General features: G+C 36.2%; 10 protein-coding genes. 1 reads left to right on the top strand and 9 read right to left on the bottom strand.

Features of this window, described 5'->3' with window-relative positions:
* Positions 1-30: 30 nt before the first annotated feature.
* The 7 genes from LG276_RS13595 to LG276_RS13625 all read right to left on the bottom strand — a co-directional run bounded on the left by LG276_RS13595 (position 31) and on the right by LG276_RS13625 (position 12,525).
* A complete protein-coding gene (locus LG276_RS13595; protein WP_251161782.1) occupies positions 31-2,208 on the bottom strand; it encodes a malate synthase G in 2,178 nt (725 codons plus the stop codon).
* Between the two features lie 109 nt (positions 2,209-2,317).
* A complete protein-coding gene (locus LG276_RS13600; RefSeq protein ID WP_251161783.1) occupies positions 2,318-3,775 on the bottom strand; it encodes an FAD-linked oxidase C-terminal domain-containing protein in 1,458 nt (485 codons plus the stop codon).
* Positions 3,772-5,112, bottom strand: a complete 1,341-nt coding sequence (locus tag LG276_RS13605; RefSeq protein ID WP_095373007.1) for a (Fe-S)-binding protein — start codon at positions 5,110-5,112, stop codon at positions 3,772-3,774. Before LG276_RS13605 ends, LG276_RS13600 begins: the two co-directional genes overlap by 4 nt.
* Complete coding sequence (locus tag LG276_RS13610) at positions 5,113-6,432, bottom strand: FAD-binding oxidoreductase (protein WP_251162017.1); 1,320 nt, start codon at positions 6,430-6,432, stop codon at positions 5,113-5,115.
* A gap of 64 nt (positions 6,433-6,496) precedes the next feature.
* Complete coding sequence (locus LG276_RS13615) at positions 6,497-7,180, bottom strand: FadR/GntR family transcriptional regulator (protein ID WP_224938437.1); 684 nt, start codon at positions 7,178-7,180, stop codon at positions 6,497-6,499.
* A gap of 393 nt (positions 7,181-7,573) precedes the next feature.
* On the bottom strand, positions 7,574-8,833 hold the full coding sequence (locus tag LG276_RS13620) for a C40 family peptidase (RefSeq protein WP_224938438.1): 1,260 nt from the start codon (positions 8,831-8,833) through the stop codon (positions 7,574-7,576).
* 596 nt (positions 8,834-9,429) lie between these two features.
* Positions 9,430-12,525, bottom strand: coding sequence for a DEAD/DEAH box helicase (locus LG276_RS13625; protein WP_251161784.1), 3,096 nt, complete (start codon positions 12,523-12,525; stop codon positions 9,430-9,432).
* A gap of 159 nt (positions 12,526-12,684) precedes the next feature.
* On the opposite strand from LG276_RS13625, the gene LG276_RS13630 reads away from it, so the two are divergent.
* Positions 12,685-13,161 (top strand): hypothetical protein, encoded by a 477-nt coding sequence (locus LG276_RS13630; RefSeq protein ID WP_251161785.1) that lies wholly within the window; start codon positions 12,685-12,687, stop codon positions 13,159-13,161.
* Between the two features lie 180 nt (positions 13,162-13,341).
* Here LG276_RS13630 and LG276_RS13635 read toward each other — a convergent pair whose 3' ends face one another.
* Both LG276_RS13635 and LG276_RS13640 read right to left on the bottom strand, forming a co-directional pair.
* Entirely contained in the window at positions 13,342-13,542 is a 201-nt protein-coding gene (locus LG276_RS13635; protein ID WP_224938441.1) for a hypothetical protein, read from the bottom strand.
* A 151-nt stretch (positions 13,543-13,693) separates the two neighbouring features.
* Positions 13,694-14,560, bottom strand: coding sequence for a carbon-nitrogen hydrolase family protein (locus LG276_RS13640; protein WP_224938442.1), 867 nt, complete (start codon positions 14,558-14,560; stop codon positions 13,694-13,696).
* Between the last annotated feature and the right edge of the window lie 13 nt (positions 14,561-14,573).

Below are 14,573 nucleotides of genomic sequence, written 5' to 3' on the forward strand. Positions count from 1 at the left end.
AAACGAACCACTCTTTTATTCATTATTTTATTACTGTTTTACAGCAAACTTTGCTTTTGCCTCAATTCTACGACGGTGTAAAATTGGCTCGGTATATCCACTTGGTTGTTTAACTCCTTCAAAGACTAGTTCACATGCAGCTTGAAAAGCAACAGATTCCTCAAAGTTCGGTGCCATCGCATAATACAATGGATCATCCGCATTTTGTTCATCCACTACTTTCGCCATTCTTTTTAGAGTAGTCATCACTTGGTCCTTTGATACAATACCATGATGCAACCAATTCGCCATATGTTGGCTCGAAATTCTTAAAGTCGCTCGGTCCTCCATTAAATCAATATTGTTGATATCTGGGACTTTTGAGCAACCGATGCCTTGATCAACCCATCTAACGACATATCCTAATATCCCTTGTGCATTATTATCCAACTCTGCTTGGATTTCTTCCCCAGTCCAATTAGTATCCTTTGCCACTGGTATGGCAAGTATCTCGTCTCTTAAGTCAGTCTTTTTCACTGATAATGATTGCTGTACTTTAGCCACATCTACTTGATGATAATGAAGGGCATGAAGTGTAGCTGCAGTCGGTGAAGGAACCCAAGCTGTATTTGCACCAGCTTTAGGGTGCGCCACCTTTTGTTCGAGCATGGCTGCCATTAAATCAGGCATCGCCCACATACCTTTTCCTATTTGCGCCTTCCCTTTAAAACCGGTAGAAAGCCCTGTTAACACATTAGATGTTTCATAAGCTTGCAACCATTTTGTTGACTTCATATCATTTTTACGAATCATTGCGCCCATTTCCATTGAGGTATGCATTTCATCTCCGGTACGATCTAAAAATCCTGTATTAATAAATACAACTCTCTCTTTTACTTCTTTAATACAAGATTTTAAGTTTAAAGAAGTTCTTCTTTCTTCATCCATTACACCTATCTTCAATGTATAACGATCGAGTCCCAATAAATCTTCTGTTCGGTTAAAAAGCTCATTGGCAAAAGCCACTTCTTCTGGACCATGCATTTTAGGCTTTACGATATAGATAGAATTCTTTTTACTATTTTGATATTTTCCATTTCCAAGTAATGTATGTTTTGCTGCTAGTGAAGTAATCACACTATCTAAAATTCCTTCTTGGATTTCCTCACCATTTTCTGTTAATATCGCCTCATTTGTCATTAAGTGACCCACATTTCTGACAAACATGAGTGAGCGTCCATTAAGCGAAAAGGTACCTCCATTAGGTGCCAAATATTCACGATCATCATTCATAGCCCTTGTGATCGCTCGGTCACCTTTTTTAAATGTAGAAGTTAGATCTCCTTTCATTAATCCTAACCAATTACGATATACTAGTACTTTATCTTCAGCATCAACTGCTGCAACTGAATCTTCACAATCCATAATCGTTGTAACTGCAGCTTCTAATAAAATATCTTTAATTCCTGCATCATCGGTTTTTCCAATTGGATGTTGACGATCAATTTGAATCTCAAAATGTAGTTGATTGTTTTTCAAAAGAATGGCCGTTGGTTCTGTTTCTGTCCCGCGATAACCGATAAATAATGCTTTATTACGGAGTGATTCTTTTGTCCCACTATTTAATGTAATGACTAGTTCACTGGCTTCAACAGTATAAGCGATCGCGTCTTTATGACTGCCTTCTTGTAACGGGATCACTTCATCTAAAAAGTTTCTACTAAAAGCAATTACTTTCTCTCCACGAATAGGGTTGTATGCACCTTCGTTCGTTGCCCCATCTTCAGTACTAACCGCATCTGTGCCGTACAAGGCATCATATAGACTGCCCCATCTCGCATTGGCAGCATTAATTGCATAGCGCCCATTATTAATTGGAACAACTAATTGTGGTCCTGCTTGAATGGCAATCTCATCGTCAATATTTTGAGTAGTAATTTCAAAATCATCAGCTTCTGGGAGCAAGTAGCCTATATCTTCTAAAAACTGTTTATACTGTTTCGCATCAAACGTTTTTTGTGTTGTATGCCATTCATTAATCTGTGTTTGTATGTCTTCTCTTTTTTGTAGTAACTGTTTATTCTTCGGAGTTAAATCGGCAATTAACTTTTCAAATCCTTGCCAAAATTGTTCTGAATCTACCTCTGCTCCTGGTAATGCCTCTTTTTCAATAAAATGAAATAATTCCTCCGCGATTTTAAGACTGCCTTTTTCTACATATTGCGTCATGATAATCCTCCTTGTTTGTTATTACAAAACACTGTTTCTATTATTCTAAAAAAAATATACCATGATTGACTGATCGCTTCAACGATTTTTAGATTATTCTTACTATTATTTAACCAATAATTTTCTCTTTTATTTCTTTTTTCACTTCTGCACATCTACTTGGAGACGGAAATAACTTGCCAGCATTCAAAAGATTATCCGTATTAAACACAGATCGAATATCCGTTTGCGCTGCAATTTCCTCATCAGTGAAAACGAACCGCATTTCTTCTCTCTTTTCAATACCTACTCCATGTTCACCTGTAATTGTTCCACCAACATCTGCACACACTTTTAGACAAGCACTACCAGCTGCGAGCGCTTTCTCTGTTTCACCAGGAACTCTCGCGTCAAATAAAACGAGCGGGTGTAAGTTCCCATCCCCAGCATGAAATATGTTGGCAATTCGTAAACCATATTCTTCACTGATCTTATTAATTCTTCGAAGAACTTCAGGTAATTTACTACGTGGGATAACGCCATCTTGAACAAGATAATCAGGTGATATTGCCCCCATTGCGCCAAATCCTGTTTTTCTATTAGCCCACCATGCTGCCCGTTCTTTTTCATCCTTTGCTGCTCTTACCTCTCTAACATTACGATGGCGACAAACCGATAAAATTTGCTCAATTTGTTCATCGATTCCTGCTGCAATACCATCTACTTCGATTAATAAAACAGCTGCTATATCTTTCGGATGACCAACCGGAAAAGCCGCTGCTTCTACTCCTTCAATAGCTGTCTTATCCATCATTTCAAGTGCTGCCGGAACAATACCTGCTGAAATGATATCCGATACTGCTTGACTACCGTCTTCAATATCATCAAAATAGGCTAACACGGTTTGTTTTCCTTCTGGATTTTTTAATATTCTGACGATGATTTTTGTTACAATACCTAATGTACCCTCTGAACCTGTAATAAGGCCTAATAGGTCATAACCAGGTTCATCTAAAACACCGTTTCTACCGATTTCAACTATTTCTCCATTTGGTAGGACTAATTCTAACCCTAAAATGTGGTTTGTTGTCACACCGTATTTTAAACAATGGGCACCTCCAGCATTCTCTGCCACATTCCCACCAATGGTACAGCAATATTGACTCGATGGATCTGGTGCATAGTAATACCCACGTTCAATAATTTGATTTGTGAGTTTCAAATTCACATAACCAGGCTCGACAACTGCTCTCCTATTATCAAGGTCAATGTCAATTAGTCTTTTCATTTTAACCATGCTAATAATGACCTCATTATTAAGGGGAATCGCTCCACCACTCAATCCTGTACCTGCACCTCTCGCTAAAAAAGGTAGGGCATGATCATGACAATACTTGACGATTCGTGCCACTTCTTCGGTTGAATGAGGAAAAACAACCGCTCTTGGTAATGATTTGTGAATCGTAAACCCATCACAATCATAACTGATTAAATCTTCTTTATGATAAAGAATAGCTTGTTTATCATTTAACAATTGAGAGAGTCCATGAATATGTCGATCTTTTGTTTTTAATTTCCATTTCTTCATCCTCTACTCTCCTTTTGGTAAGCCCAATCTAATAATTGAACGGTATGAACAACCTTTTGACTGCGCCCATGATTTTTCACACCAATGGCCATTTGCAACATACAGCCGGGGTTCCCCATGGAAATCATCTCGACATCATCTGGCACGTTTTCCATTTTACTTGCTAATACAGCTCCCGCCATTTCAGGGTTGGTAATATTATAAATACCTGCACTCCCACAACAACGATCTGCATTCGGCATATGGACCATTTCTACTCCAGGAATATTTAATAACAAATCTCGTGGTTCCTCTCTCACACCTTGACCATGAGCAAGATGGCAGGCATCGTGATAAGTAATTCTTTTATTCAAGGAAGCTTTTGGCTTTTCATAACCAGTATCATAAAGGAACTTCGAGATGTCCTCCACTTTATCTGCTAACGCTTCTGCTTTTTCTCGCCACTCTGGCTCCTCTTTAAATAATTCACCATATTCTTTCATCATACAGCCACATCCCGCTGCATTGACAATTACTGTATCATCGTTCTCAAAGGCAAGAATATTTTGTTTTGCTAGTTTTCTACCCATATCTCGATCACCTGCATGAACATGTAAGGCCCCGCAACAGGTTTGATTTTGAGGAATATGAACATCATTACCATTACGTGTTAACACGTTTATAGTAGATTCATTGACATCACTAAACATAACATCCATTACACAACCAGTTAACATCGCCACTTCACGTTTAGTTTCTTGTTTTGCTTTAATTACTGACCCATTACGATGTTTTTTCTTTACTGATGAATGAATCTTTGGCATAACCCCTTCCATATCGACTAAATGTTTAGGCATTATTTGAATGAGCTTCGTTTTTCTAACCAATGTTTGCATTCCACTTTTTTGATAGAACTTCAGCAGTCCACCTAAGGTTTGCAGACGATTTTCATGTGGAAATATCCCATGTAAAAATAACTTGTTTACAGACTTTTTCCATCCTTTTAGAGGAATAGCTTGCCTTACTTGCCCTCGTGCTTCTTCAATTAATCCACCCACATCAACATCAGCCGGACATGCTGTTGTACAGGCTCGACAATCTAAACATGCAAATACAGGATCCATAAACTCTTCATTTACCGTTAATTTCCCTTCTGCCACAGACTTAATTAAATAAACTCTCCCCCTTGGCGAATGCTGTTCCTGACCTGTTTGCTCATAGGTTGGACAAGATTCTAAACACATCCCGCAATGCACACAATCTGCCCATTTCGTTTCATCAGGCGCATCATTCCACAAATAATTGCTCACCCCGTCTTTGCAAGCTGGTTGCTTTGATTTTTGTTGTGAGACTGTCACCTATATCCCCCCTACATAACGTTTACGGTTTAAGATTTTTTTTGGATCGACCTTCGTTTTAATTCCTTCAAGTAAATAATGAGCACCTTTCGTTTCTCCCCATGTATCAAACACCAACCTTTGAGCTAGCGGTAAATGTTTAATGATAAAATAACCACCATTTTCATTTGTTACTTCTCTCATTTTTGTAAGCGTTTCAATCATTTCTCTTTCTTCCCCCTTGATATATAGCTGCATCAAGCCATGACCGACTCCTCCATGCGTATAAATATCAATGTTGGTATTTCTTCTAATCTCCATTACTTTTAGGAGAATGTCTATAACGTTTAGATTGATTGTACCTATTTTAGCAACAGCAAAGAGCTTTTCACCGTTGTTATGTTCAGCCTCCTTATCAATAGGCAGTTGATAAAGTCGGTCCCATAACTGTTTTTCCTCGCTATTTCTTAGAACAATCAGATTCATTTCTTCTTCTATTAAACTTTGAATATACTTTATTTGATATTCCACCGATTTTTCAACATCTTCGAAGCTTATGAGTAAAGATAGTTTATTTATGCCGCTAATTTTATAAGAAACAATTGGATCAAGTAACTCACAACTAATTGGTTCAATACTATTATTTAATAAATTTCTAGTAAAAGAATAAATCGTATTTCTATCTTCACCTTGAAAAGATATGATGCAAGTGGCTGTACTCTTTGCTAATGGACGTAATTTAACTGTGACTTCTGTTATCACTCCAAGTGTCCCCATTGAAGAAATAAACAACTTATTCATGTCATAGCCGGCAACATTTTTTACTACTTTACCACCTGTGCGAATCACCTTACCATCTGGGTATACTACTCTTAAACCGATGACTGCGTCTCTTGCCGATCCATAATTTAGTCTCTTCGGTCCACTATCATTACTTGCTATCACACCACCAATTGTACTTACGTGAGGCATAAAGGGATCTAGTGCTAACTTTTGATTAAAATCCTCTAAATAACGTTGAATATCCTCAAGTTTCGTTCCTGCTTTAACGGTTAAAGTCATATCTCCACTTTGATGTTCAACGATCCCCGTAAACTTTTCCATTGAAATAAGTAAATCAGCTTGATCAATTAATCCCCCGTACCCCCTTTTAGATCCAGCACCTTGGATATTGACTGTGAATTGATGTTTATGAACAAATGCGAAAATTTCACTTAACTCTTCTTCTGAGGTTGGATATACGGTGTATTGTCCACTATTACCATACAAATCAGCTTGAGACATTTCATAGTCTAGTTTATAAGCTGTTAAATACTCCACTATAGAAAGCACCTCATTCATCAATTTCCTTACCTCCTTATTGTTCGCTATTACCAAACACCGTTCCTCAATTAATGAAAAATTTTTACTCCATAGTAGATGTCTCTTGTAACATGTCTTCGACTGTGGTCAAATGCGCCAGCATTTCTTCTGAAGCTTTTTTGCTATTTCGTTCCTTAATTGCTTGGAAAATGTTCATATGTTGGGTTTCAATGATTGAACCTTTTTCTTTACTGTTCTGTATATATTGATGGAATTTTACTAGCGATTGCTTCAATGGTGCGGATATGAAGTCTATAAATTGCATTAAAACTGTATTACCTCCAATACCAGCAAGCTTTTGGTGAAATAAAAAATCTGATTCCCACCCCTTTTTTTCTGTAAGTATATAATGTAAATCCTCTACATCCTTTTCTGATCTGTGATTGGCAGCTAATTCCGCTAAACCTACCTCGACAATCTTACGTGCTTGAAAGAGTTCTCGTATATCCTTTTCATACAAATTCCAATACTTACTCCCCAGTAATGTATGAACATCAAACGCCTTCACATAAGTACCTTCTCCTTGTTTTACCTCAACTAATCCCTTCCCTTTCAATGCAGTGATTGCATCTCGAATCGCTGATCGCCCGACACCAAAAGACTCACAAAGCATGCGGACTGATGGAAGTTTTTCACCTATTTGATATTGACCATCGAGAATCATTTCCTCTAACTTCTCTTCAATAATATGTGAGACTCTCTTTGTCTCAATCTTTTCAATTGCCAAAATCATCACATCCTGTTATATATCACATATCAGATAAGTTAATTTTATTAAAACACCTAATAAGAATAATTGCAACTTTTTTTTGAATTAACTGATAATTTTATAACTACTTATAGAAGATAAGTTAGGTTGACAATTTTACTCGACACCTATTTACATAGAGAATTCGATAGCTGAGGAGAATAAACAGGACGTTTTCAAACGCCACAATCATTTAAGTGCTGGTCTATTATTTGATGGGATAATACAACTTAGTACTAATTTGTTCTCTTTTACCGATTATGATTAGGTTTCAAGATCCATGTTTAAGATGAGAACAGAATTGGGTATAAAATAAATAAGCGCCCTATTACATTCGTAACAAGACGCTCTTTCAAAAATTCAAATGATAGATTAGTTGATGCGGTTAACGCGGCCGTTAAATGCTTTTGCCCAATAACCACTTGACATATCAGCAATGGCTACACCTGTGCTGCTTTGTGAACCGATGAATTTACCGCCACCGATATAAATACCAACATGACCATCTGTTTTATAAGTATTAAAGAATACCATATCCCCAGGTTGCATTTGGCTTGCTGGAACTGGTGTACCTTGATTCTTCAATGCATCCGTACTAGCACCTACACTATAGCCACCTTGAGCAAATGCCCAATGTACGAATCCAGAACAATCAAAACGGCCTGCAGCGATATCTGATGCTGAGCGTCCACCGCCAAATACATAAACTGAATTTCCGATGTATTTATTACCTGCTGAAATAACTGCTTGCATACCGCTACCAACAGTTGTAGATGCTGGTGCAGAAGATGCCTTTGCTGAAGACTTAGATTTAGAACTACTATTAGAGTTTGTAGTATTTGCAGTTGAAGTTGATTCATTATTTGTAACACTTGCTTCTACAGGAGCTTGTCTCGCCATGCTGCTCTCAATATCAGCTTGCATTGCTGCTAGATCAACATCTTTAGCTTGTAACTTAGATTTTTTTTCAGCTGCAACTTCTTCTTTTTCTTTTAATTCAGCTTTTAGCTTATCATTTTGTGCTTCCTGTTCTTTTAGTTGCTCGCGCATACCTTCAAGATCAGTCATTTTTTCATTTAGTGTAGTTAACTCTTTATCTACTGTTGCTTTCTTTTCTTCTACTTCTTTTTTATCTTTATCATGTTGAATTAATAATTCTTCGTCTGCATCGACAATTTTAGAAATCGCACCAACACGATCAACAAAATCACTGAAGCTAGTAGAACCTAGAAGGACTTCAATATAGTTAACGTTAGAACCACCACTATTTTGGATAGCCACTGCGCGCTCTTTTAAGATTTCACTTCTCTTGTCAATTCTTTCTTGAATGACTTTAATTTCTTCTTCAAGTTTTTTTACTTTTGCTTTAGCTTCTTCAATTTCTTTTTCTGTTTCTTTAACAATTTTCTCGTTATCGGCTACTGCTTGGTCTACTTTTGCGATTTTCTCTTCTAAACCATTTAATTCTGTTAATACAGCTGCAAGTTCTTTTTCTGCTTTAGAAAGATCAGATTTGACATCAGAGCGTTCTTTTTTAATGTCATCCAGAGATTCTGCGTTCACTGCTGGAAGTGCGAAGGCTCCAAGGCCTAACATAATTGTTGTGTTTAATGCGATAATCTTTTTCTTCACTCATTTTCCCCTGCCTTTTTAACATTTTTCCTTTTTATGTATGTTTAATCTATATTGTCTATTTTTCTATGTTTTTTTTACTATAGTTCACTTTTATATGTCGGTATATTATCTAGTACAAAATGCATTATATCATCCCTTTTTGACATTCAGGTAATAGCAATGTTACAAATATATTACTAATCCGACATATTTCATCATTTTTTTATTACAAACTGAAACTTTTTCCTAAAAACTTGTATTTTTTTGCACCTTTCTCCTAATCTCTTTGGCCTAATAAAGAGGGATGATACTCCATCATCTGTAAAAATCTAGTTATTTCAATTATTTAATCCAGTCTCCATGAAAACATATTCACTTCAACATTTCAATGATTAACTCTTTTAGAACAAACACAGGTTAAATAAATGCGTAAAGGTAGTGAGTTATATTATTTTGAGTGAGCTAGCTAGCGAAAACTATAGAATTCCCATTTAAAATTGGTAGACTTTCTTCTTTTATTCAAAAGAGTGAACCACATTAAATGAATGAACTAGGAATATTACTTGCCTTTATAACACCTAATCAAGAGACCAGAAACAAAAAAAAGAGACCCATTAGTCTCTTATATCTAAAAGATGTAATAGATCCTCTTCCGTAAGAAAGTCTTCTGTTTCCCGGTCAAGGATTGTATGAATTAAATCTTTTTTGCGATACTGCATTTCTTCCATTCTTTCCTCAATCGTACCTTTAGCGATTAATTTCACGACTACAACATCTTTTTTTTGACCGATGCGGTAGGCACGGTCCGCTGCCTGGCTTTCAACCGCTGGATTCCACCATGTGTCATATAAAATAACAGTGTCTGCACCTGTTAAATTCAAACCAGTGCCACCAGCTTTTAATGATAACAGAAAGAGATTCTTTTCCCCGCTATTGAACCGTTCACACATTTCTACTCTTTCCTTTGCGGTTGTATGACCATCTAAATAAAAGAATTCTTTCCCTTGAAAGGAGAGTTCACTACTGATTATTTCAAGCATGCTCGTAAATTGAGAGAAAATGAGCACACGGCGATTCGCCTGTTTGGCTTCTTGTAATAAAGTCAATAATTGATCTAGTTTAGCTGATCGTCCCTGATAGTCTTCTACAAATAATGCCGGGTGACAACATAACTGTCTTAACCTCGTTAGTCCTGCTAAAATTCTAATACGATTTTTCCTTAACGTCCGTTTATCTAAATGCTTTAATGTATCTTCTTTCAATTTGGCTAGATACGCTAAATAAATTTTTTGTTGTTCTTTATATAAATCTATTCTTTCGATTTTTTCTTCCTTAACTGGAAGCTCTTCCAATACCTCTGTTTTCATTCTTCGTAAAACAAAAGGTTGAATTATTCGGGCAATCGCAGCGTTATTTAGTTCACTAAATTGTTGTAAGCCGAGAAATAAATCTGGGAAGATAATATGAAAGACAGACCATAAGTCCTCGATTGCATTTTCAATTGGTGTACCTGTTAGCGCAAACTTATATTGTGATGATAATTGTTTTACAGATTTATGTGTTTCAGTTAATGGGTTTTTAAAACTTTGTGCTTCATCAAAGATAATCGTGTGGAAACGTTCATTTCTCAACCAATGAATGTCTTTCCTTATTAACGTATATGATGTAATAACTACATCTGCTACATGAATATCTTTACGTAATAATTGTCTTTCGCTCTGTTTGCCATCTAAAATCACAACTTTCATATCCGGTACAAACTTCATCCATTCTTGTAACCAATTGTAAAGTACGGCTGAGGGGCATACAATAAGAGCAGGTGACTGATTATGTCTTATTTCATCTATATAAGAATAGATGAAAGTAATCGCTTGTATTGTTTTCCCAAGCCCCATATCGTCTGCTAAAATTCCACCAAATTGGTTTTCTGCCAGCTTTCTCATCCACTGATAACCTTCCATTTGATAGGGCCTTAATATGGACGAAAAATTCCCTGGTAGAGGGTAGTCTTCTTCTTTAAGATTTTTAAAATCTTGAAGAAAATTTCTTATAGATGCTTCAAAGGCAATCGTATCTTCCTTCGTTTTTGCAATAAGCTGTAAGCCACGAGCAAGTGTCGTTTCACTCCAATTTTCAGCTTGCAGAGGTACTTCGTTCAAAAAAGCCTTAATTTGTTGATAATCTTCTGTTTCTAATGATAATAATGCCCCGTTCTTGAGGCGATAGTATTTTCGTTTATGTTCAATTGCACTTAGGATTTCTTTAATTTCTTGCTCAGGAATTCCTTCAATATCAAATTTAAATTGCAGCCAATTCATTCGATCTTTTTTCATTTTCACTCTAATAACTGGACGCGTTTTACCTTTATCAATCCTCATCTTTATGGCTGTCGTCGTGTATATACGTACAAGCTCTTGTAAATCAGGTAAAATATGCATTAAAAAATGATATTCCAATTCTTCATTTTGAATATAATAACCTTCATCCGTTTTTGTAAAAGAGGCCTGCTCCATTAAAGAGAGGATTTGCTCCTCGTCTTCTTTATTTCTAAAAAGAACCTTTTTAGCTTTTTCTTCATCTAATGGATTAAAACTTAATTTGCCGTAATGAAACTCCAGACTAGCTAATAATTTATGATTTAAGCGATCTAAATAAAGCTTTGCCACTAGGGGGGCTTGCATATATTGTTTTTTAAGCGTATCAGCTATGGTTATGGTCGCAAGCTTCTTTAACCCAGGCACTACTTTATTTAAGAAAAATGAGATTTGTTCATCAGCAATCATCAATTTCTCATCCTTCTGCATCATCTTTAACAATTCAGTTAAACGTCTAAAGTCATGGTTAGGCCAATGATAAAAGCATCCCTCTTTATATACAGCTTGATAATATGGTAAAAGCTGAAAAGAATCATTGTGATTGTAAGATAAAATAGCCATATTTTCTTCTTCGTTATAAGAGAGTTCAAAAATGATGGGTAAAGGTTGATCTGATAATCTCATCGTTTGTAACTGTTTGTTCTCTTCTATAAAGTGACTATTACCTAACCGAATGATGTTCTCCATTACTTTTTCCCAAGTTAATGAAGGAATGAATAACCATTCGTGCTTTCTTTCTGCATTCTCTAATAGTTGCATAATATTGACGATTGGTTCGGCTATATAATGTTTACTAGCATCCAAACGAAGTCCATTACTTTCTTTGTAAACCCTTCCTTGCATAAAAGAACGGAACCAATCATGAGGGGAGGAAATAGGTAGACCTTGATAGATAAATGATAGCGCTAGCCTTGCTTCATTTTTCCATGTCACCGTACGGCATTGTATATGGATTTCTAATTTTTTTCTATACTCAAAATGGGCTTGTTCATTTACTTCCGGAATCTCTTTTGCAAATAAGGAGAATAGTTGATTCGCATCTGAGTCCGCTCTCACTCTGTTCTTTTTTTGACAGGCAATATAAACGGCTGCTAGATGCTGACATTCTTTACGATAAGAAGAGAGTTGAGGGCAACTACACTTTGATTGTATCTCACCATCTGTCCGTTCTACTTCCACATTGAAGTGTTCTCCGCTTTTAACAACTGCATAGATTTTGTTTTCTTCTTCTGTTATAAAGTTGACTTTCCCTGCAGAGAAAAAAGCTTTACCGCGCTTATAAGAAACAGCTCCACATCTTTCAATAATCATCTTGTCAGTGAGGTTCAATTCCACAAATCATGCTCCTTTTTTCAAATGTTCTTCTATTATAACAAACCTATACATAAAGATTGTATAGCAAAAACTTTCTATTAATTGTTGAATTGATGTTTTGAAAGTGTATAAAAGGAAATATGAATAGTAGAAACAGAAAATATAAACGGAGGAGATTAAATGTTTAAGTTTATACTTTCCTTATCCGTCCTAACATTCGTCCTATTTCTGAACTTAACTGGGGTACCAAATGGGGAACCGGTGGCAGCAAAGGATACTACAGTTGAAAATGAGACTACTCAAGAACAAGCAAATATCGTTTCGACATTAAAAGATAAACTACATAGCGACCTGACAGAACAAGACGTAATCGATCAGTTTGGTCAACCCGATCAAAAAATGAAGGATGATATGTACGGCTTACCCTCTTTTCGCTATGATTTTAAACATGATGAACATTATTCATTAGATGCTGATTATCAGCTCGTCGATATGGATGCGTTAAAAAATAAACAATTAGAGGCCATTATATACTTTGATTTTGATGATGAGGAAAATATTAGAAGTGCAGCACTCTATTATGTAAACGATGAGCAGAAAATTGAAGAATACCGTATATTTGCTGATGGTACAGAAAAAAAGATGGAGATTGAATAATAGAGATAAACTGATAAAGAAAATAGATAAAAAGAAAAAGTCAGTCCCGTTAACACTCATTTACGGAACTGACTTTTTCTATCCCTTGGTACTCATATATATTTATTAAGTGATTGCCTTTAATTGAATTCTCAGCATCATACTCGTAAGGTAGTTCGAACATAGAGCGAACCCTACCAATCATTCTTCTTTATTCAATTCGGCTGCTTTCCTTTGAATAGTAATAATTAGCTTTACTAATATAACCGTACCTGCGATATTAGCGATTAAACTTGAAAGCAATAATAGAATCGCTACGATTGGCGAAACATCTAGTTTAAAGGAAAAATACAGTAAAACAATACCTATAAATATAAGAAGAAAGCCAGGATATTTTTTCACCACAACACCGCCTATCGAAACCATAATTTAATCCAATCCTATTTTTATCTGTTACTGTGTTTTTGACTCGTTTGTTTACCTCAGGGTTCTCCCTAAGTATGGACATATACTCACTGTTTTTAGTGGAAAATCAATGACATGTTCAATAATCCTATCTTGCCTTTTCCCAATCATAATATAAATCTGTTCTTCGGTCACGCCAAGTTGTAACAGATCCTTTTTTTCTTACTTCATCCAATAAATGAAGATCGATGTCAGCTGTAATAATCATATCATTATTTAATTCCCCCTCAGCTAAAACACCTTGCGGAGGAAAGGGTATATCGTTTGGTGTCATGATAGCTGCTTGTCCAAAATTTGCACGCATAAAATCAACTGTGGGAAGTGATCCCACCGTCCCTGCACCTACTACATAGATTTGATTTTCGATTGCTCTTGCGTGAGAAGTGTATCTGACGCGATGAAAACCATGGCGGTCATCGGTACACGAAGGACAAAAAATAACATCTGCCCCTTTCGCTACTGCCATGCGGACAATCTCAGGAAATTCTATGTCATAACATGTAAGAATCGCAATCCTACCTTTTTCTGTATCGAAAACTTTTAAGTCTTCACCCTTTGTTATGCCCCATTCATATATTTCAGTCGGTGTCAAATGAAGCTTTGCTTGTTCTTCTATCCGTCCATCCGGGTAAAAAAGATGGGCCATATTATAGAGACGATTATTTCGCCTGATTACGTGAGTCCCTGCAATCATATGCATATTTGTTTCGGCAGCTAATTGAGTAAACAGCGATTGATATTGTTTCGTAAAACCTGGTAATTCTGCAATGGATAAACTCTCACCCGTTTCACTACCAATTGATAGTAATTGAGTTGTAAAAAATTCTGGAAACAATACAAACTCAGAATCAAACTCTTTTGCAGTAAGAATATAGTGTTTGCATTGACGAGCAAAATCCTCAAACGAACGAATCGTATGCAAATGATACTGCACACTAGAAACTCTCATCTTCATTGTCATCCTCCTT

The organism is Cytobacillus kochii (assembly GCF_044790165.1).
GTDB lineage: Bacteria > Bacillota > Bacilli > Bacillales > Cytobacillaceae > Cytobacillus > Cytobacillus kochii.

Coding starts and splice junctions, on each gene's coding strand:
- LG276_RS13595 (WP_251161782.1), bottom strand. CDS start 2,208: ATGACGCAATATGTAGAAAAAGGCAGTCTTAAAATCGCGGAGGAATTA.
- LG276_RS13600 (WP_251161783.1), bottom strand. CDS start 3,775: ATGAAGAAATGGAAATTAAAAACAAAAGATCGACATATTCATGGACTC.
- LG276_RS13610 (WP_251162017.1), bottom strand. CDS start 6,432: ATGAATGAGGTGCTTTCTATAGTGGAGTATTTAACAGCTTATAAACTA.
- LG276_RS13630 (WP_251161785.1), top strand. CDS start 12,685: ATGTTTAAGTTTATACTTTCCTTATCCGTCCTAACATTCGTCCTATTT.
- LG276_RS13640 (WP_224938442.1), bottom strand. CDS start 14,560: ATGAAGATGAGAGTTTCTAGTGTGCAGTATCATTTGCATACGATTCGT.